The organism is Aliiglaciecola litoralis (genome assembly GCF_039523355.1).
GTDB lineage: Bacteria > Pseudomonadota > Gammaproteobacteria > Enterobacterales > Alteromonadaceae > Aliiglaciecola > Aliiglaciecola litoralis.
The window spans coordinates 107,931-128,241 of the sequence record NZ_BAAAFD010000003.1 but is presented as its reverse complement, the minus strand read 5'-3'; the positions used below and the strand labels follow the sequence as shown (position 1 = coordinate 128,241).

20 protein-coding genes are annotated in these 20,311 nt (G+C 44.3%); 6 read left to right on the top strand and 14 right to left on the bottom strand.

Going from position 1 to position 20,311, the window contains the following annotated elements; translation table 11 throughout:
* Complete coding sequence (locus tag ABD036_RS07570) at positions 1-975, bottom strand: FAD:protein FMN transferase (RefSeq protein WP_343858275.1); 975 nt, start codon at positions 973-975, stop codon at positions 1-3.
* Positions 968-1,807, bottom strand: coding sequence for a 16S rRNA (cytidine(1402)-2'-O)-methyltransferase (gene rsmI / locus ABD036_RS07565; RefSeq protein WP_343858273.1), 840 nt, complete (start codon positions 1,805-1,807; stop codon positions 968-970). The genes ABD036_RS07570 and rsmI overlap by 8 nt, the downstream gene beginning before the upstream one ends.
* Positions 1,808-1,892: 85 nt before the next feature.
* On the opposite strand from rsmI, the gene ABD036_RS07560 reads away from it, so the two are divergent.
* From ABD036_RS07560 to ABD036_RS07545, 4 genes are read left to right on the top strand one after another with little or no spacing between them, the layout of a single operon-like run.
* Positions 1,893-3,851, top strand: a complete 1,959-nt coding sequence (locus ABD036_RS07560; RefSeq protein WP_343858270.1) for a penicillin-binding protein activator — start codon at positions 1,893-1,895, stop codon at positions 3,849-3,851.
* On the top strand, positions 3,838-4,197 hold the full coding sequence (locus tag ABD036_RS07555; protein WP_343858268.1) for a YraN family protein: 360 nt from the start codon (positions 3,838-3,840) through the stop codon (positions 4,195-4,197). The genes ABD036_RS07560 and ABD036_RS07555 overlap by 14 nt, the downstream gene beginning before the upstream one ends.
* A gap of 40 nt (positions 4,198-4,237) precedes the next feature.
* On the top strand, positions 4,238-4,831 hold the full coding sequence (locus ABD036_RS07550) for a phosphoheptose isomerase (protein WP_343858266.1): 594 nt from the start codon (positions 4,238-4,240) through the stop codon (positions 4,829-4,831).
* Between the two features lie 6 nt (positions 4,832-4,837).
* Entirely contained in the window at positions 4,838-5,410 is a 573-nt protein-coding gene (locus ABD036_RS07545) for a BON domain-containing protein (protein ID WP_343858263.1), read from the top strand.
* A 50-nt stretch (positions 5,411-5,460) separates the two neighbouring features.
* Here the strand turns inward: ABD036_RS07545 and ABD036_RS07540 are convergent, their stop codons facing one another.
* From ABD036_RS07540 to rplM, 8 genes are all read right to left on the bottom strand, one after another.
* On the bottom strand, positions 5,461-6,282 hold the full coding sequence (locus ABD036_RS07540; RefSeq protein ID WP_343858261.1) for a DUF2989 domain-containing protein: 822 nt from the start codon (positions 6,280-6,282) through the stop codon (positions 5,461-5,463).
* 74 nt (positions 6,283-6,356) lie between these two features.
* Complete coding sequence (locus tag ABD036_RS07535) at positions 6,357-6,761, bottom strand: ClpXP protease specificity-enhancing factor (RefSeq protein WP_343858683.1); 405 nt, start codon at positions 6,759-6,761, stop codon at positions 6,357-6,359.
* A gap of 16 nt (positions 6,762-6,777) precedes the next feature.
* Positions 6,778-7,410, bottom strand: a complete 633-nt coding sequence (gene sspA, locus ABD036_RS07530; RefSeq protein WP_343858259.1) for a stringent starvation protein SspA — start codon at positions 7,408-7,410, stop codon at positions 6,778-6,780.
* A 150-nt stretch (positions 7,411-7,560) separates the two neighbouring features.
* Positions 7,561-8,298, bottom strand: coding sequence for a cytochrome c1 (locus ABD036_RS07525; RefSeq protein ID WP_343858257.1), 738 nt, complete (start codon positions 8,296-8,298; stop codon positions 7,561-7,563).
* A complete protein-coding gene (locus ABD036_RS07520) occupies positions 8,295-9,563 on the bottom strand; it encodes a cytochrome b (protein ID WP_343858255.1) in 1,269 nt (422 codons plus the stop codon). Before ABD036_RS07520 ends, ABD036_RS07525 begins: the two co-directional genes overlap by 4 nt.
* 1 nt (position 9,564) lies before the next feature.
* Positions 9,565-10,200 (bottom strand): ubiquinol-cytochrome c reductase iron-sulfur subunit, encoded by a 636-nt coding sequence (gene petA / locus ABD036_RS07515; RefSeq protein WP_343858253.1) that lies wholly within the window; start codon positions 10,198-10,200, stop codon positions 9,565-9,567.
* Positions 10,201-10,602: 402 nt separating this feature from the next.
* Positions 10,603-10,995 (bottom strand): 30S ribosomal protein S9, encoded by a 393-nt coding sequence (gene rpsI / locus ABD036_RS07510; protein ID WP_343858251.1) that lies wholly within the window; start codon positions 10,993-10,995, stop codon positions 10,603-10,605.
* A 13-nt stretch (positions 10,996-11,008) separates the two neighbouring features.
* The gene (gene rplM / locus ABD036_RS07505) at positions 11,009-11,437 is read right to left on the bottom strand and encodes a 50S ribosomal protein L13 (protein ID WP_343858249.1); all 429 of its coding nucleotides are present in this window, start codon (positions 11,435-11,437) and stop codon (positions 11,009-11,011) included.
* 414 nt (positions 11,438-11,851) lie between these two features.
* Between rplM and ABD036_RS07500 the strand changes: the two genes are divergently transcribed.
* Positions 11,852-13,960: a trypsin-like serine protease gene (locus ABD036_RS07500; RefSeq protein WP_343858247.1), complete on the top strand. Its 2,109-nt coding sequence runs from the start codon at positions 11,852-11,854 to the stop codon at positions 13,958-13,960.
* 84 nt (positions 13,961-14,044) lie between these two features.
* Here the strand turns inward: ABD036_RS07500 and ABD036_RS07495 are convergent, their stop codons facing one another.
* Positions 14,045-14,539, bottom strand: a complete 495-nt coding sequence (locus ABD036_RS07495; RefSeq protein WP_343858245.1) for a hypothetical protein — start codon at positions 14,537-14,539, stop codon at positions 14,045-14,047.
* A 403-nt stretch (positions 14,540-14,942) separates the two neighbouring features.
* On the opposite strand from ABD036_RS07495, the gene ABD036_RS07490 reads away from it, so the two are divergent.
* Positions 14,943-15,881 carry a GGDEF domain-containing response regulator gene (locus ABD036_RS07490; protein WP_343858243.1) on the top strand — a complete coding sequence of 313 codons (939 nt, stop codon included), beginning with the start codon at positions 14,943-14,945 and terminating at the stop codon, positions 15,879-15,881.
* Between the two features lie 3 nt (positions 15,882-15,884).
* On the opposite strand, the gene mazG is transcribed toward ABD036_RS07490, so the two are convergent.
* From mazG to rlmD, 3 genes are read right to left on the bottom strand one after another with little or no spacing between them, the layout of a single operon-like run.
* A complete protein-coding gene (gene mazG / locus ABD036_RS07485) occupies positions 15,885-16,694 on the bottom strand; it encodes a nucleoside triphosphate pyrophosphohydrolase (RefSeq protein ID WP_343858241.1) in 810 nt (269 codons plus the stop codon).
* Positions 16,695-18,851: a GTP diphosphokinase gene (gene relA, locus ABD036_RS07480; RefSeq protein WP_343858239.1), complete on the bottom strand. Its 2,157-nt coding sequence runs from the start codon at positions 18,849-18,851 to the stop codon at positions 16,695-16,697. It lies immediately after the preceding gene.
* A gap of 23 nt (positions 18,852-18,874) precedes the next feature.
* Positions 18,875-20,311 (bottom strand): 23S rRNA (uracil(1939)-C(5))-methyltransferase RlmD, encoded by a 1,437-nt coding sequence (gene rlmD, locus ABD036_RS07475; RefSeq protein WP_343858237.1) that lies wholly within the window; start codon positions 20,309-20,311, stop codon positions 18,875-18,877.

Sequence of the window (20,311 nt, the reverse complement as noted above, 5' to 3'; positions counted from 1 at the left end):
TTAATCAACCGCAGAAAAAGCGTTGGAATAATGCAATTTACGTTGATTATCGACAATGATGGCATCATACCCGCGCGTGCGATTGATCAGATCAATACCTTTTTGTACGCCTAGCACAAATACTGCGGTAGACAGACCATCGTTCAAGGTACTGCGTGGGCCAACAATAGTCACACTTTGTACTTCATAAGATGACTGTCCACTGAAAGGCGACAAAATGTGATGATAGCGCTGGCCATCCGCTTCAAAGTATCGCTCGTAGTCACCCGATGTCGACATGGCCACGTTGGTTAGCGGTAAAATCACCGCTTGTTTTTCTTTATCTCGAGGGTCGCGCACCCCGACTTTCCAGGGGCGTCCACGACGGTCACCGATCAGGCCGGTGTCACCGCCAGCGGTAACCAACGCATGTTGAATGCCCATAGTTCGCAATATTGCCAATGCATTATCCACCGCATGGCCTTTAGCTATGCCACCTAAATCAATTTTCACTTTGGGGTGAGCGAAATGCACGGTTTGCTGAACCGGATCCAACCGAATATGACGATAATTAATCGCATCTTTAAGTCCATCAATGGTTTGTTGATCAGGTTTGGTGCCTTGACGGTAGTCATACAGATAACCAACACTGGCGAAGGTGATATCAAAAGCCCCGTCCGTTTCTGCTGATAAACCCAACGATAAGCTCAAGAGTTCGAACATCTCAGCGGATATTTTGACTGGTTGTTTAGCCGCCTGACGATTAATTTGAGATAACTCACTGGATTCGATGTACGGGCTCATCAATTGGTTAATCCGCTGCATCTCGTCCATAACTGCGTTGACAGCTTGTTTTCCCACATCGTCATTGTCAGCCCACACTTCAGTATGGATATTGGTGCCCATGATCCCCTGACTGTCGGTGTACCATTTGGCTTGACAAAGGCTACTCACGGTCATCACAACCAATAAGGTAAAAGCGCGCAATTTATTCACTGAGCGTTAACCCATATTGATAAAGCGCATTCTTCTTAAGACCATAATGTTGCGCAGTCAATGCTGCGGCCTTTTTAAGTGGTAATTCTGACATTAAGCTTTTTAGCAGTGCCAGACTCTCTTCAGGCAAATCCGCCATGTCCACCACAACACCTTCAATCATTAACACAAACTCACCGCGCTGATGATTATCATCGGCAAGTAACCATGCCAAGACTTCACCCGCGGTATTGTGATAAAAAGTTTCAAAGGTCTTGGTTATTTCTTTTGCCAAAGACACTTTACGCTCTGCACCAAGCACACTTACAATCGCCTCCAGCGTGCTCACCACTCGTCTGGGTGATTCATAGAACACAGTGGTGGCCTTTTCGGCAGTTAATTTTTCCAGCGCAGCTTGTTTGGCCACCTGCTTAACCGGCAAAAAACCGTTAAATCGAAATTGGTCGGTGGGCAGCCCAGATGCACACAATGCGGCTATGGCGGCGCAGGCTCCTGGCAAAGGGATCACTTGGATACCCGCCTCTCGACATTGATTAACTAAACTGTAGCCAGGATCACTGATGAGCGGCGTGCCGGCATCCGAGATCAGTGCTACGGTAAGTCCAGAATGAATTTGCTCAATCAATTGTTTCGCTCGTTGGCCTTCATTATGATCATGCAACGACGTCATTCTGGTCGCTATTTCCCAGTGCTGTAATAATTTTTGACTGTGGCGCGTGTCTTCAGCTGCGATAATATCGACCTCACGTAATACCTTTACCGCGCGGTGAGTTATGTCGTCTAAATTACCAATAGGTGTCGCGACAATATATAATGTGCCAGTTTCTGCCACTTCAGGTCAGCCTTTGATTGTTTTACTCAGGCAGGCATTTTAAACTACCTATCAACAAATGGGTTGGAATTTTTTGAGAACACAGATGCAAAATGTTAAGTGCTTGATGTTAGGTGTAGGTCTTGTGTATCTGGTGGGATGTGGATCGACCAGCAAGGCTCCTGCACAACCTACCTCCAATCAAACACCAATTGCCCAATCTGAAGAGCCGGCATTAGAAAATCCTGATTATTATTTACAGCAAGCACAACGTAGCTATGCTCAAACAAATGATCGCACTGTCCGTAACCAATGGATTGTGCGCGCCGCAGAAGCATTTAAACAACAAAATGACTGTGAGCAAAGCCGCAAAGTAGTATTGATAAGTTTGCCCGAACTAGACGAGCCAGCATTACGCAACCAAGCGCATATTCTATTGGCAGAATGTGAGTTGCAAAATGAGCCTGTCGATTGGGTCGAAATAGCGCAACAGCTAAACCATGTTGATCCCAGTATTAGCCATTTTAATCGTGCAATGCGATTGTTCAGTGCTCATGAGACTAGCCAACAGCGTTGGTTGGCTGCTGCCACAAGTTTAGTCGCGGCTTACGACGGGGATCCTAAAGATAGCGAAACAATTTGGTACTTACTGCAAAGATTAAATGAAAAGGAGCTTCAAACTGCCAGTCTTCGTGTTCCTGAGCTCGCGCCTTGGTTACAGTTAAGTTTATTGGTTCGAGAATATGGCTTACAAACCCAAACATTTGCTAATGCGGTGGTGCAGTGGCAAGCGCAATATCCGCAGCATCCATTAAGTCTCTCGTTGCCATTAGAAGTGCAAGCTGGTGTGAAGGCTAAACCCTTGAAGGCACAAAAGATCGCCATACTGTTGCCACTTAGTGGACGATTGGAACAACAAGGTTTAGCGATAAAAGAAGGCGCACTTTCTGCTTATCTAGAGCAGCATCAACATAGCCCCAAAAATGAATCCCTAGATTCTCCAGTGCTCCATTTTTTTGATAGCCAAGCCAACGATATGGCGACGTTAATATCAAAAGTATCGGAATATGACGTTGTTATCGGCCCATTGATGAAAGATAAATTGGCAGAGTTTGTAGACCAAGCCCCCATGCATCTAAATATCGTTGGCCTCAATCGACTAGAGCTTGCCAAAACACCAGTGGCCTTGGAGCCAGTAATGGATGAAATAGCCACAGGGCCTTCAGCTGATTCAACTGAATTAGATCCGATGAAGGTTAATGAGGATGCATCTGCCGAACCTGGGCTACGCATTTTCTTTGCGCTGTCTCCAGAAGATGAAGCCATACAATTAGCCCAAAAAGTATTTCGTACCGGCGCTAAATCTCCCATAGTAATGTCACAAAGTAGCGGTGCTGCAAAACGTATGGCTGACACCTTCATTCAAACTTGGCAAAATTTGAACAAAGACAAGCAAAGACTACCGGGACTTGCCACCTATACCGATAGCAAGTCTATGCGTAACAGTTTAACGGCATTGTTGGACGTTAAACAAAGTCGCGAGCGCATTGACCAAATTGAAGGTCTAAGCAGTGAACAGATCCATTCAGTGCCTCGTAATCGTCGCGATATTGATGCCATTATATTGTTTGCCACACCTGAAGAAACTGAACTGCTTAATCCTATCGTTGAAGCGAGTTTGAGCCCTTTTGATGATAAGGTGGTGCCGGTGTATGCGTCATCTCGCAGTTTCAGTGAAAATTTCAGTAATAATAGTCTGCGTGATCTACGCAATATAACCTTCACTGACATGCCTTGGATGTTGCCCGGACATAACCATCAAACCTTGAAGTCCGAAACCGTTAAAATCTGGCCCGAACGAGATGATACCTTGAAGCGACTTTTTGCATTAGGTTATGACGCGTTTTCTGTACTTCCCAACATAGCAGCACTTAGCAGCATGCCACAAATCAGTGTCAATGGATTAACCGGTCTGCTATCAGTAGATCAAATGGGCAATATTGTGCGAGTCATGCCGTTTGGAAAGATCACCGAAAATGAGGTGATATTACTTGCGTTGGATTAAACCAAGTAACTCAAATGATCGTGGTCAAGCAGCCGAAAATGCTGCCAAAGGCTATCTACAACAACAGGGCTTAGTGCATCATTGTAGCAATTTCCATTGTCGTTTCGGCGAGATCGATCTGGTTATGCGAGACCAACAAGAGTGGGTGTTTGTAGAAGTGAAGTATCGCAGTAATACTCGACATGGTTGCGCAGTGGAATTTTTTCATACCGCCAAGCGAAAAAAATTTACGCTAGCGGTGGAACATTTTATGCACCAACATCATCTAAATCCGGCTAGCGTGCCACATCGAATTGATCTGGTTGCGATAGACGATGATCACGTACAATGGTTTAAGAGCGTGTAACAACCAGCGTAAATTAACGATAGTAATCACAGAGACCAACATGATAGAACAAATAAAAGCAAATTTTACCGAAAGTATTCAAACTAAAATTGCCGCAGGGGAAGTGCTTCCGGCATCTATTTTTAAAGCTTCTCAAATGATGGTTGAAGCATTAATACGAGGCAACAAAATCCTGTCTTGTGGTAACGGTGGTTCGGCTGGTGATGCGCAACATTTTTCTTCAGAGATGCTTAATCGTTACGAGCGTGACCGTCCTAGCTTGCCTGCTATGGCGCTTACCACAGACACCTCGACTATTACCTCTATTGCTAATGATTATAGCTATGATGAAATCTTTTCAAAGCAAGTCCGTGCATTAGGACAAGCTGGTGATATTTTGCTGGCAATATCCACCAGTGGAAATTCGCGTAATGTCATAAATGCAATGGAAGCGGCGTTAAGCAGAGATATGACTATTGTTGCTCTGACTGGCAAAGACGGTGGCGAAATGGCCGGTTTGCTTGGGCCCAATGACGTGGAAATCAGAGTTCCCTCTAGTCGTACCGCGCGTATCCAAGAAGTACACCTATTAGTTATCCATAATTTATGTGAGTGCATTGACGATAGTCTTTTTCCCGAAAAATCAGCGGAGTAATAAACCATGAAGTTTAGTGCCAAATGGATACTATCCTGGTTATTGCTGTGTGCGTTGTTACAAGGTTGTGCTGCTGTGGTAGTCGGTGCTGGTATGGGAGCCGCTTCCGCGGTTCATGATAGACGCACTTTAGGCACGCAGCTCGACGATAAAACGGCCGTAGCTCGCTTGTCATCGGCTTTTGGTAACAATCCACGTCTAGCGAGTACCAACATCGATATTTCGGTTTATAACGGGATAGCGCTTATTGCGGGACAAGCGCCGAGTGAAGAACTACGACAGGAAATAGCCAACACCGCTGCGACCGTTAAAAATCTTAAGAAAATTCACAATCAAGTACGTATCGGCCAACCGATTTCAGCCAGCGTAACGGCCAATGACATGGTGATAGAAACCAAAGTAAAAGCGGCATTACTGGGTGACAAACGAATCGATGGATTACAAATCGAAGTAGAAGTAGAAGATTCTGAAGTATTCTTAATGGGCTTAGTCAGTGACGCCGAGGCGGATATCGCCGTTGACATCTCACGCAACATTAATGGCGTTGCAAGAGTGATTAAAGCGTTCGAGCGCCGATAAAACGTCGTACGCTCAAATACTTTATTTGCACAGTGGTAATGAGAGTGTGGTTAAATCAAGTGCTTTGGAAACGAACTCATGTCTTTATTTAACCACTTCGCATCGAACAACAAGCTGTCCACTTCTTGTTGCGCGGCGCGTATTTGCGCTGCTGTCATTTTTTCATATAAGCGGAAATAGCCAGCATTAACGCTCGCTTTTTTTTCGTCTAAAGCACTATAAAGACCTTGCCATATTGCTGCTTTTTTCAGTTCATTTTTATCCAGATAATAGCCCACATAAAACTCATACACTGAGGGTTGAATATCTTTAATTACTTGTGCTTTTTTCAATGCCATTCGGGCGTATTCCAAAGCTTTAGACTGACTTTGCTTTGCGGTTTGTGTCATCAATGCGACGTATACGTCAACGTGCACTTCTTTAGCTGTTTCAAACCCGTTAACCATTGATTCCCAGTTATCTTGACTTTGAGAATATGTCCAAAGCCACAAGTTGACCTCAGGGCGTGACATTGTGCGTGTAGACGCAAGCAGTACTTTTTGTAGTTCGGGAATATTGCGAATAGTGGCGATTTGAGATTGTTTATCTTGCTTATTTCTCACTGCTTCAGAGACAAAGGCATCTTCTAGACAAGTTCGATAATTATCAAGTGACTTGAGCGCCACATAGGTATTAATTGAAGTTAATGCTTCTCTTTGTTTGGCTAGACTGCGAATTACTTCACCGCGTGGAACTGAACAAAGCGCGCCTGAGTGAGTTGCCTCACAAATATCAGCGTAGGTATCGCATATTTGCCACATAGATCCATCAGCAACTTGACCGTCGTCGCATCCGCCAAGCAAAATGCTAATCAAAATCAACAGATATCGCATAACTTAGTTCCCTCATCTAAATTGTGCAGATTAATCTAACAATAAAAAAGGCGCTATGCAGCGCCTTTATCTAATTATTTTACCACTTTGAGATTAGGTGGACCTTTTTTCTTCACTTTAGGAGCCGGCTCAGTAGGAGGTGGCGATTCTAAACTTTCAGTATCATCCATCTCTTCAGGCGTAAACACCGTACCTGCACCATTCTCTTTAGCATAAATAGCCAACACTGCCGAACAAGGCACAAACAACTGCCGTGCCACACCGCCAAAACGGGCTTCGAAACTCACATCGGCATTTGTCATCTGCAAGTTGTTGCACGCAGACGGTGATACGTTCAGCACAATTTGACCATCACGAACATGCTCTTGCGGAACAGACGTACCTGTTACCGTGGCGTCTACCACCAAGTACGGAGTGAGGTCGTTGTCGACAATCCACTCGTAAAAGGCGCGTAACATGTAAGGTTGATTAGAAGTCATCATTGCCAGTTAAATCCTATAATGGATCGTGTATCTCTCTTTCTTGATCAGTCAGTGACGCTTTAAATGAACTGCGCGCAAAAATACGACTCATATAAGCCTGAACTTCTTTGCTTCCAGCACCGTTTAACTGAATACCTAAAGCAGGCAAACGCCACAACAATGGAGCCAAGTAGCAGTCAACTAAACTAAATTCTTCACTCATGAAAAATGGCGTTTCGGCAAATAATGGGGCAAGACTCAATAGCGCTTCTCTTAACTCATTACGTGCAGCCTCAAGGTCACCTTTCTTCGCCATTATTCTGTCTGCGATTGAATACCAGTCTTGTTCAATGCGATGCATCATAAGACGGCTCTGGCCACGTGAGACTGGATATACAGGCATTAATGGAGGATGAGGAAAGCGCTCATCAAGATATTCCATGATGATATGCGATTTGTATAAAACTAACTCTCTGTCCACTAGTGTGGGCACAGTTCCGTACGGGTTTAGATCAAGTAAATCTTCAGGCAAGTTAGTTGGTTCAGTATAACTGATTTCAACGCCAACACCTTTTTCCGCAAGCACGATACGTACTTGGTGACTGTAAATATCACTTGTGTCTGAGAACAACGTCATGATTGAACGTTTATTCGCGGCTACAGCCATTAACTATCCTCCAGAATCAATAAAAATCGTTAAGCGTTTACGCCTCAAGGCTGTCATGTCGCTTAACCAAACTCTTACCCATTGGTAAGAGCTAACTAAAAAAAGGGGCAGACTCGCCCCTTTTCGGATTATACCCTAATTTTTGGCTAATTAGTGCACATCACGCCAATATTCTTTCTTCAGCAAGTAAACGAAAATAAACAGTACGACTAAGAAAGCCAACACCCATTTACCAATAGTTTCAAGCTTGAGACGTCCAGGCTCTCCAACGTACTCTAAGTAATTAACCAAATCACGAACGGCATCATCATATTCTTCGGCGTTTAACACACCTTTACCGTCAGATTTAAGACCAACGTAACGAGGCTTCATTTCGCCGTCGACCATTCTTTGTTCATAAGTCTCTTGCGGTAACCCTTGCAGCTCTTGAAGCACGTGAGGCATACCCACGTTAGGGAATACTTTGTTATTGACACCAAAAGTTTTGCTTTCATCGGCATAGAAAGTACGTAAGTAGGTATACAACCAATCTGCGCCTCTTACCCGTGCAACCAAAGTTAAATCCGGCGGTGGAGCACCGAACCACTTCGCAGCATCGTCTTGAGGCATTGCACTTTTAATGTGATCAGATACTTTCTCACCCGTAAACTGCAAATATTCCTGACCTATTTTGTTAGGGATATCTAAGTCTTTAAAGCTGCGTTCGTATCTTTGGTACTGCATGTTATGACAACCAAGACAATAGTTGTTAAACATCATGGCACCGCGTTGCAATGACGCTTTGTCAGTCAAATCATTGTTGGCGGCATCTAATGGCACCTTTGCACCACCGGCAGCTAACACCGCACCTGAGAATAAGAAACCAAAAACTAATATCAACTTCTTCATTTGGTGATCCTCTCTGGTAGGGGCTTGGTATTTTCGTTTTTACTGTAAATAAACAGCAACACAAAGAAACCAAAATACATAAAGGTGGCAATTTGTGACGCAATAATTTTCCAGTTTTCCTGTGGTGTACCCCCTAGGTAGCCAAGGAAAATAAACACAGCAGCGAAAACCAGTAAGTTCCAGCGATGGAAGCCACAGCGATAACGCCATGATCTCACCTTGCCACGGTCGATCCACGGCAACAAGAACAGCGCGACGATTGCGGCAAACATCATAATAACGCCACCGAGCTTATCAGGTATCGCTTTCAAAATTGCATAGAAAGGCGTGAAGTACCACACAGGGAAAATGTGCTCAGGTGTCTTCAGCGGGTTAGCTACTTCAAAGTTTGGCGCTTCCAAGAAGTATCCGCCCATAGCTGGCGCGAAGAACATTACGTAGCTAAAGAGTGCAAGGAATACTGCAAAAGCAACCAAGTCCTTCAACACTATGTGTGGGAAGAAAGGTACAACATCATCAATAATGTCGTATTTGCTGGTGTAATATTCATGAATTTCAAATTTGGTTTTTTGCTCTTCAGTCAAAGAGCCTTTCTTACGTTTAACTTCAATTCCGTCAGGGTTATTCGACCCAACTTCATGCAGCGCTACGATGTGTAAGAAAACCAGAATCACAATGACAAGTGGCAGGGCAATCACATGTAACGCAAAGAAGCGGTTTAATGTTGCACCAGAGATAACATAATCCCCTTGGATCCACTCAACTAAATCAGGACCAATGACAGGAATGGCACTGAACAAAGATACGATTACCTGCGCTCCCCAGTAGGACATTTGTCCCCAAGGCAACACGTAACCCATAAAGGCTTCAGCCATAAGTGCTAAATAGATAAACATACCAAACAGCCACAGCAATTCACGAGGCTTTTGATATGAACCGTACATCATGCCACGGAACATATGCAGGTAAACCACAATGAAAAATGCAGATGCGCCGGTAGAATGCATATAACGCAGGATGTCACCATAAGGAACGTCTCGCATAATATACTCTACAGATGCGAATGCACCTTCAGCAGTAGGCACAAAATTCATCGTTAACCAAATGCCAGTGACAATTTGATTAATTAAGACGATGGTGGCCAAGAAACCAAAAATATACCAAAAGTTCATGTTTTTTGGCGCAGGATATTGAATGGCGTGCATGTTCGCCACACGCATCATTGGAATGCGATATTCAATCCAATCGAGTAAATTCTTAAACATCTTAAGCGCTCTCCCCTTCCAGCGAGCCAATCACAACAGTGGCATCATCTTTAAAGAAATATGGAGGCACCTGTAAATTAGAAGGTGCAGGTACGCTTTCGAATACCCGTCCTGCCATATCAAACTTAGAGCCGTGACAAGGACAGAAGAATCCTTCAGCGACGCCCTCGGCATACTGGGCAAAAGCACCATCCGTTAGATGTTGTGGCGAACACCCTAGGTGCGTACAAATCCCGACTAGTATCAGGTACTCTTCTTTCAAAGATCGATACGGGTTTTGTGCAAACGGAGGTTGTTGCTCAACTTCGGAGTTAGGATCTTTGAGCTGATCTTCGTGCGCCGAGAGTGAAGCTAGTAATTCAGGTGTGCGTCTCACCACCCAAACCGGCTTACTTCGCCAAATAACACGAATCAATTGACCCGGTTCTACCTTGCTGATGTCAATTTCAACATCTGCGCCAGCAGCTTTTGCTTTTTCACTAGGATTCCATGATCCAATGAAAGGTATTGCAGCACCAGCGACTCCAACTGCGCCCACAACTGATGTGGCTACAGTCAGAAAGCGACGCCTCGGGTTGTCCTGAGGTTGATTGCCATTTACTGACGAATCATTCGTATCGACAGACACATTGCTCATCCACTTTTCTCCAAGTTCGGATTTTAGTGATACTTCTTGAACGTAAAAAGTTGGTTCCGATAGGTTTTTGCTATCAGCTAACCAGTACAAGAAATTACAGTTTTAATTATTAGTATTGTAAATACCAATTCCATTAATGATCTGGATTTTTTCCGAACAGTGGAATCTAAAAGCGCTTTTGGCTTTCCACTGCCAGATCAGATTGTTAATGGAATTGGTATAGCCTGAAATGATAAAAGAAAACCCCTAATAAAGACAAGGAATTACGAAAATAAAACACGTTTTAGGGGATTTAACAGGAAAGTTTCGATGGTGAAAGCTGAAAAAACGCAAGAATCCAGATTTTGCACATAAAAAAGCCCGGATAACCGGGCTTTTGAAATCGCTCTGAAACGCCAAAAATTAACGTTTTGAGTATTGAGGACGCTTACGTGCTTTATGAAGACCCACTTTCTTACGTTCAACTTTACGTGCATCACGAGTTACGAACCCGGCTTTACGTAGTGCTGGACGAAGTGTCTCGTCAAATTCCATCAAGGCACGTGTGATGCCGTGACGAATTGCACCAGCTTGACCACTGATACCACCACCAGCAACGGTGACGTATAGGTCAAACTTTTCTGTCATCTCAACAAGTTCTAGCGGCTGACGCACGATCATACGTGCAGTTTCGCGACCAAAGAACTCGTCCAAAGGACGTTTGTTTACAACAATGTTACCACTACCTGGGCGAAGGAATACGCGAGCGGTAGAGCTTTTGCGACGGCCAGTGCCGTAGTATTGAGTATCTGCCATTTTATCTCGCTCCTTAAATGTCTAGAACTTGAGGCTGTTGAGCAGCATGTGAATGCTCAGAACCTGCGTATACTTTCATTTTGCGGAACATAGCACGTCCAAGAGGACCTTTAGGCAACATACCTTTTACCGCTTTCTCAATGATCATTTCAGGCTTGTGAGCTTGAAGTTTCTCAAATGTCGTTTCTTTAATACCGCCAACGTAACCAGTATAAGAATAGTATTTCTTATCCTGAGCCTTACGGCCAGTTACAGTTACTTTCTCAGCATTGATAACAACGATGTAATCACCGGTATCAACGTGAGGTGTATATTCTGGCTTGTGCTTGCCGCGCAAACGCAGTGCGATTTCAGTGGCCAAACGACCAAGAGTTTTGTCCGCGGCGTCTACCACGTACCAGTCGCGTTTTACCGTCTCTGGCTTTGCAACAAATGTTTTCATGTTTAAATTACCCGATATATCGAAATTGTTACTCATTGTTTTCTGCATAAGACACGTACGTTGTATCGTTCATGTACCCTTCCAGAAAACCTCATAAATCAAACATTTGACCCCTTCGAGCCGATTGATTCTTCCACTTTCCCAAAGTGGGCGTAACTGGGCAGGGCGCGAATTATACAGAAGTTTGGTTAAAACGCGAGAGCAAAATGTAAATTTTAAGCCAATTAGCGCTTTTTAATCGCTTCTTGTCGCAAAGCCGTATTAAATTACAAATAACCGAAACGGTAACGAGATCCGCTAATTGTGTTCGACGAGTTTCACATTTGTTAGTAGATTACGGTATCCATTCAGACTACCCATTGATCCCAATGGCGCAGTTCGCATAATTAAGATTTGCTAGATGGGAGTGTTTTGATGAAGTACATCATGTTAATTATACCGGTAATATTGTTGCTGAATATAACGGTTGTGCAGGCCACCAGTGTGCGCTCTGAACAAATACTAAGGCAGCTCAACACTGACATGCAAGACGCTCCGGGTACAGCTCGGATCGTAGGGGGCTCTGATACAGATCCTGGTGATTATCCCTTTATGGCGGCATTAGTGAACGTGTCACAACAGCTTAGCACCAGCCTTACTGTAAATAGCCTATCTTACTCATCTTCACCTTTTACCTTCAGCCCAACCGGTCAAGTATCAGGCGAAATCGTTTCTTGCGGGTTGGCGGGGGATGTTTGCGAAGGTGTAGAAAACCGGATCTGCTTGATAGAACGCGGCGAATTCACCTTTGCAGTTAAAACCCTCAACTGCCAAGCAGGTGGCGGACTAGGAGCCATTATTTATAATAATGTAGCAGGGTCGGTGAATGGTACCTTAGGCAATGCCTTTGACGGCGATATCCCCGTTGTTGCCATTAGCCAACAAGATGGACAGGCACTGGTACAGCTACAAAATGCCAATGCCTCTATCGAAGTATCTGTTTTAAGTGGTTCAACCCAAAATGCCCGTTGCGGTGGGACTTTCCTTGGTGGTAAGTGGGTACTTACCGCTGCCCATTGTGTAGATTCTGAGTTTTCCAATCAGTTACGTGTGAACGTCGGTGAATACGATTTACGGGATGGTGCAGACCAGGCGATCCCCATCAGTCAGATTTATATTCACCCTAATTATGTCGATAACGAATTTGATAACGATGTGGCGGTGTTAGCGCTAACACGCGAAGTCGATGCGCCATCAATCGAACTGGCAGATGCGCAAACCACTGAACAGTTTGCGGCAACCAACAGCATCGCTAAATCCATTGGATGGGGTGGCAGAATTGGTTATGGCGTTCAATCCGGAGACGGCCCTACCGGTAATTTCCCCGATATTCTGCAAGAAGTGGAGTTACCGCTACTAACCAATAGCCAATGTCGCCAAATTTTTGCCGAATCAAGAGGTATATCCAGCTCGCAAACCGGAGTTACCGACCAAATGATATGCGCCGCTTTGGACTTTGGGGGAAAAAGCGCATGCCAAGGTGACAGTGGCGGCCCCCTGTTTATTGAAAGTAATAATGGACCACTACAGGTAGGTATTACCAGTTGGGGAATAGGTTGTGCTGTAGCCGGGTACCCAGGTGTGTACGCACGGGTCGGGGCATTGTTGGACTTTATTAATGCGACCCGTTTTGGCATGGGCATTACTGGAGACTCGCGCTTTACCAACTCTCCGGTTGGTAATCCGTTTAGACAAACTTACACCGTCACGAACAATTCACAAAATACCGCAACGCCGGTATTTAGCCTGTCTAATTCAACCGATTTTCAATTAATTTCGGATGACTGTAATGTGCTGTTAGCTGGGCAACGTTGTGAGATTAGCATCGACATTAATGCCGCCAGTCCAGGGTTGAAGCAAACAAGTTTAACACTAACCTCAGATATTCCAGACATGCCAACCAATGGTATGCGTATTCAAGGGTTTGCAGTGGCGAGCGCTAGCACGCTGCGCAATGCCGTCGGACCACAAAATGCGGCTATCACCATATTCAGTGGAGGCGATCGTAGTTGGCGCGTTAATAATTCTGGCGGTGTAATCAGTGGCAATATCGACGATAGGCAACAAAGCATTCTGATAGCCCAAGTTGTTGGTGAAGGACGATTAGAGTTCGAATGGTCAGTATCATCTGAAGAAAATGTCGATGAGCCCAGCGAGCCTTTCGATGCACTGTACTTAATAGTCAATGGAGAACAAACAGATTTTATCTCTGGTGATGTGGGATTCACTCAGCAATCGATTGAGCTTCCTGAAGGCACCCATTTGATCGAATGGAGCTATCGCAAAGATCCAGCGGCGTCTTCACTGGAAGACAGCGGTAGCGTTCGGAATCTTATGTTTGTAACAGACTCAACTGATGTACCTCAGCCGCCATCGTCAGAGCCGCCTGCGCAGCCCACATCGAGTGGAGGAACGTCAGTTTGGATATTGCTCTTCCTTGGCACTGCATTCATGGTAAGACGCCAGAAATCAACTGTCAGATGAGCTCAACTCGGCGTTAAATCTAACATCAAAATGTTAAGCGACATTGGTAGTCGGGCTCTGCGATGTTCACCGTTTAGGTTGATTTCAGGTTTCTATAAAGCGCTCTTGGTCTAACCCTAGTTGGTCTAGAGCTCGCTTAAAATCTTCACTGGGGCTCAACCAATTAATATCAAAATCCACCTCTTTTAGCTTTGTATCAAAGCCCTGTTCGAACAACCAAGCCAGGGCTTCGTCAGTCTGCTCGAATATCTGAGCATTAATAGCGGGATTACTGCTGGCTACTTTATCCAGTTGCCATTGTGTTATTGGGTGAGGATCGATAACGTTTACGACAGTATGTAATCCCAATAGAACGTGCCTATTTACGGTGCGGACGCAGATACGCTCCTCTTCTGGGATTTGAATTAATTGTTGCCGCCAATTGATCAGCAATGCCCATTTTTTATTTGCCAAACAAGAGCGGGCAATCTCTCCTGTTGCATTAAACAATGACTGATAATGACGCACATGATCCCAACGGTCGTCGAAGTCAACTTTTAGAACATTTTCACTTACTGAACAGGTAAAGGCGTTTTTCATGCTAAAGCCTCACTTAAAGAAAGTACTACGTTCTCAAAGTACACAAAGATCTCAACAATAACCAGATAATTGATTAAAAAACGACCATCACTTTTAAAGTTTATGATTTAACTGACAAGGTTTTAATAAGAAATTGGGGAAAAAAGAACTAAATGTTAAGCAAAAACAACGCAATACCTATTCAATATCCAGCAAGTTAAAACAAAATCACGCGCTCCAATAGCCGACGTTTAGTTGCAAGATTAAATTTTATATTCTAACGTCAGGCTCATCTAAAGGCTAAACGCCCGAGGGGATATGTCTATTTTACCATTTAAGTAGGCTACACTTGTTTTTTTAAACTATTAGAAGATATGCTTAGTGAAACTAAAACAGGCTCTGTTCGATAAGGCAATGGAGAGTTATGCAACCAACTATATCAGAATCGCTTAATCAGAAGCCGCTGAGCGAAGCTCGCATCTTAGTGGTGGATGATGATGCTATCAATCAAGAAATGTACCGCAGTATGTTGGCGGACAAATATAAAGTATTCTACTGTGAAAATGGTCAAGAAGCCGTCGAGTTTTGCGCCAGACATCGCCCTGATCTGGTTATCATGGATGTTGAGATGCCAGAAATGGATGGCTGGACTGCGTCGAAAAAAATACGTGAAATCCCTGAGTTAAACGAAATCCCAATTCTTTTTTCTACCGCTGTAGATTCAACCAATGCGGAATTAAATTGCTGGGAGTCTGGCGGCTCCGATTTTATGCAAAAACCGCTTAATCGCGTCACACTAGTTAATCGAGTCCGAACTCATCTTACCTTAAAGATGCATTCGGATTTACTCAAAAAACTCGCTTTTCTGGATGGGTTAACCCAACAATATAACCGCCGATATTTTGAAGAATGTATTCCTAAAGAGTTTGCTTTGGCAATGCGCAATAAGACGGCGCTTAGCTTATTGATGATCGACATTGACTTTTTCAAAGCGTACAACGATCGCTATGGGCACCTTAAAGGCGATGATTGCTTGCGTCTCGTCGCGAAAGTCATTGGTAAGTGTATGAGCCGTCCTACTGATATCGTTGCTCGATATGGTGGAGAAGAGTTCGTATGTGTGCTGCCTCAAACAGATAATAAAGGCGCTGCAGACATGTCTTATACTATCAGAGAGGCGGTCTTAGACTTGAATATTCTGCACGAAGATTCCGAATTTGGCCAAATTACGGTGAGTATTGGTATGGCAAGTATAAGCGGATATGAGTCGGGTTATTTTGAATTACTGTCAAAAGCGGATGCGCAACTTTATCAAGCAAAAGATTCGGGGCGCAATTGTATCTCTGGCTTAAGACTTAAATAACCCTCATTGTAGTTTTTTGACTTGCTGCCAAGCCGCTTCCATGGTGTCGAGGTCGGAAGATTCTAAGCTTCGCCCTTGCTCTTTAAGCAATAATTCGACCTGTTTGAATCGTTGCTCAAACTTTGCGTTAGCTTTACGAATCGCCGTTTCTGAGTCAACCTTGAGATGCCGTGCTAAATTGACCACGGCAAACAGTAGATCTCCGATTTCTTCTTCAATTTTACTTTGATCATGGATGGGTTTTTCTAACTCTTCCATGACTTCGGCGACTTCTTCTTTGACTTTATCAATCACTGGTTCAACCTGAGGCCAGTCAAACCCCACTTTGGCACAACGATTTTGCAGTTTTTGCGCGCGTATAAGCGGCGCCATTCCCAGCGGAATGTTAGCTAAAATACTGTCGGTTTGCGGTGCGCTTTTCTGTTGCTGCTCTTGTCTTTTAATTGCATCCCATGACTGGCTTAATTGTTCAGTTGACATATCGGTGACGTTTTCAAATACATGAGGGTGACGACGGATCAGCTTGTCTGCGATGCCTTGAGCAATATTTTCAAAATCGAAAACCTGCTGTTCTTCACCAAGCTGAGCGTAAAACACAACTTGAAAAAGTAGGTCTCCTAGTTCATCTTTAACATCGTTCATATTGCCACGAGCAATGGCATCGGCTACTTCATAGGCTTCTTCGATGGTATAAGGGACGATAGTTTCAAAACTTTGCTGTTGATCCCAAGGGCACCCTGTCTCTGGATCTCTGAGTTGACGCATGACCGAAAGTAATCGGTCGAGTTGCGGATACGCTTTACTTTGTGGCATTTATTTATCAATTCTCACAACGTCCGACACCCCTTTAATATGTAGCAACTTAGTCGTCACTCTTGCCAGACTGTTCAAATCTTTAACCTCAAGTTTTAGCATGATTTTTGCGCTGCCATCATTCGCATTACTATTACTGTTCACGGCTAACAAGGTCACTTTGTCATTTGCTAAAACAGTGGTGATATCTCGTAAGATACCATCACGATCGGTGCTAAGTACATGCAATTCGGTCTGAAAACCACCGCTGAGATCATTCGCCCAATTTACCTCGATTTGCCGTTCGGGGTGTTGGTCCAATAAATGGTTTAGTTGGTCACAGTCCTCACGATGCACACTGACTCCCCTACCCATGGTGATATATCCTTGGATAGGATCTCCTGGTAAAGGTTGGCAACAATTAGCAATTTGACTCATTAGGTTGCCAACCCCTTCCACCATTACGCTATCTTTGCTTTGTTTACGCGGCCTATTCGAAATCGTTTTCAGTCTTGGATCTATGCTAGGAACGGGCGCTTCAAGTTGCTGAATATAATTCACCACTTGCATAATGCGCACATCGCCTCCGCCCACGGCAGCATACAGATCGTCAACCGAGTTTAGATTAAACCGCTCACAGGCTTTGCGCGCATCCTTTAACGGAATATTGACTTTGTGTAGCTCTCTTTCCAGTAACTCTTTGCCCGCTTGTTGATTCTTTTCTTTGTCCTGCTTTTTAAACCACGTATGGATTTTCGCTCTGGCCCGTGACGAGTGGACGTAACCTAATCCCGGATGCATCCAGTCCCGTGACGGATTAGGGTTTTTACCGGTTAGCACCTCAACCTGATCACCGGTTTCTAATTGGTAAGTAAAAGGCACTATCCTGCCAGATATTTTGGCCCCTATGCATCTATGTCCTACATTACTGTGGATATAGTAAGCAAAATCTAAAGGGGTGGAACCCAAGGGTAAATCAATTACATCGCCTTTAGGGGTAAACACATAGACCCGGTCGTCAAACACTTGGCTGCGCAATTCCTCAACCAAATCGCCCGATTCTGCCACCTCTTCTTGCCACAGTAAGATTTTACGCAACCAATTGATTTTCTCTTCGTAGGCCGAACGTTCTGTATTGACTCCCTCTTTGTATTTCCAGTGAGCAGCGACACCGAGCTCTGCATCCTGATGCATCTGTTGAGTACGAATTTGAATTTCTACCGAGCGCCCCTGTGGACCCGCGACTACCGTATGAATCGATTGATAGCCATTGGGCTTTGGTGTGGCAATATAATCGTCAAACTCATGGGGAATATGCTTGTACATTGAATGTACAATCCCTAGTGCGCCATAACAATCTTGTAGTCTGTCAGCGATGATTCTGACCGCGCGAATATCATAGAGTTGCTCAAAGTCCAGATGCTTCTTCTGCATCTTTTTCCAAATACTGTAGATATGTTTGGGGCGGCCGTAAACTTGGGCTTTGATCCCAACACTGTCTAACTCGCGTTGTAAATTGCTGACAAAGTCTTCTATGTATTGCTCACGATCCGCTCTTCTTTCATCCAATAGCTTAGCAATTTGCTTGTAGGTTTCTGGATGCAAATAACGAAACGAAAGATCTTCCAGTTCCCATTTTAGCTGCCCGATCCCCAGTCGATTAGCCAAGGGAGCATAAATACTGGCACACTCTCTGGCCACCAAAACGCGCATTTCTTCATCTTCGCGCTTGATCCGTTGCAAGGTGCAAATTCGCTCAGCCAGTTTAATCAGCACAGTGCGAACATCCTCGACCATCGCCAAAAGCATGCGTCGCACATTATCAATCTGACTTTCATCTGCTTTTTTAGTGGAGCGATTATGCAAGGATTTGATCGCATCCATGCGTCTAACACCTGATATTAAATGTTGAATACCAGAACCAAACTGCTCAGCGATTTCCTCGTCATTTAAATTATTTAATTCGCAGTAGGGATACACCAAGGATGCCTGCAAGGTTTCGTCATCCATGTTCAATTCGTGCAGAATTTCGACCATCTCTTGGCCAATCAACAAGGTCTCAGGTGACGCAGAGGTATCTCTGAGCTTTTGTTTGGTCGCTTCTGACAAATGAAGGCTGTCTAACCACTCATCAAAAGGAGGCCGTTGGGGTTGGTGAACAGTGCGAATTGAAACCATCTAGTTAACCGTTATTCAATATTTTAAGAGGACTTAGTATTGCTAGGCACAAATAATGCCATCAGTTCAGTATGCGCGGTTTGAGGAAACATATCCATCAAACCAATTTTGTCGATACGAAAGTTTTGTTCAAGCAAGATGGCGGCATCACGGGCAAACGTAGATGGATTACACGACACATACAATATATGTGATGGATTGAGACTCGGCAGTAGTTTTATCGCCTCTTTGGCGCCTTCTCTAGACGGATCTAACAGCACCTTGGTCACCTTTTCATTTGCTAATGTTCTGATCCAAGCCGGGTCAGTGAGGTCTGAATGTCTAAATTGACAATGGGGCAGTCCATTATTTTGTGCGTTTTTAGTCGCACGCTGCACCATTTTGGACACCCCTTCTATGCCGATAACCTGCGCACAGTGTTGGGCAATCGGTACACTGAAATTGCCAATCCCACAAAATAGATCCAATACTTTGTCGTCTTTATCGAGCGCTAACCAATCAATTGCTTGCGCGACCATTTGTTGGTTTACCTTCGCATTCACTTGCACAAAGTCATCTGGCTGAAATTGTAATTCGATTGAATCGATTGGGGAGTAAGTAAGTAACGAGTCCTCTTCTCCCACATTGTGATGACCCGTTTGAGTTTGAATTTCTACTGCGACATTTTGTTGTTGCGCAAAGTCGGTGATAGCTAACTGATCTTCTTTGCTCAGTGCTTTTACCAGTCGAATACTGACCAAGGTCTTATTGTTGCTTTTTACCAAGGTAATATGGCCAATTCTAAGGGGCTGACTAATGCTATTTACCAAGGTGTGAAGTGGCGCAATTAACGCCTGTAACTCAGGCACTAGAATGGGACATTGCGTTAGGTTAAACACATCACTGCTGCCCCTTGTGCGAAAGCCAAGGTGGATATCATGCGGGTTTCTGGCGTCAATGGCTAAGCGAGTTTTATGTCGGTAGTGCCTGTCCACACTATTGAGCGGTGGCTGCCAAGGCAACTCCTTTTGTAAAGACGCGATAGTGCGAGCTTTGGGTTTAATGTTTCGTCTGGCACCTAGTTTTGCTTTTTTGATGACCACTGGCTCGTTAGCTTGAATGCCGGTATGCAAAATCAGTTGCCCGATAGCCTGCTGTTTAAAGCGCAGTAAGTCTTCACTATCACAATGTTGGGTTTCACAACCACCACATTCAGCATAGTGAGCGCAAAACGGTTGTCTTCGTGCCTCACTTGGCTGAATAATGTGCGTTACCTGAGCATGATGTACGTTGCCTTTATGCTGTTGCACATTTGCTTCTACCGTTTCGTCAGGCAAGGCGCCTTGCACAAAATAGATCCCCTTTTCATCATTACTGATCCCTCTTGCTAAATGATCGATTCCAGTAATTTGTAATGTCTTATTGGCATCTTTAGGACGAACGACAGTGTTAGTTTTGCTGGGTTTAAACAAGTTAGCCAT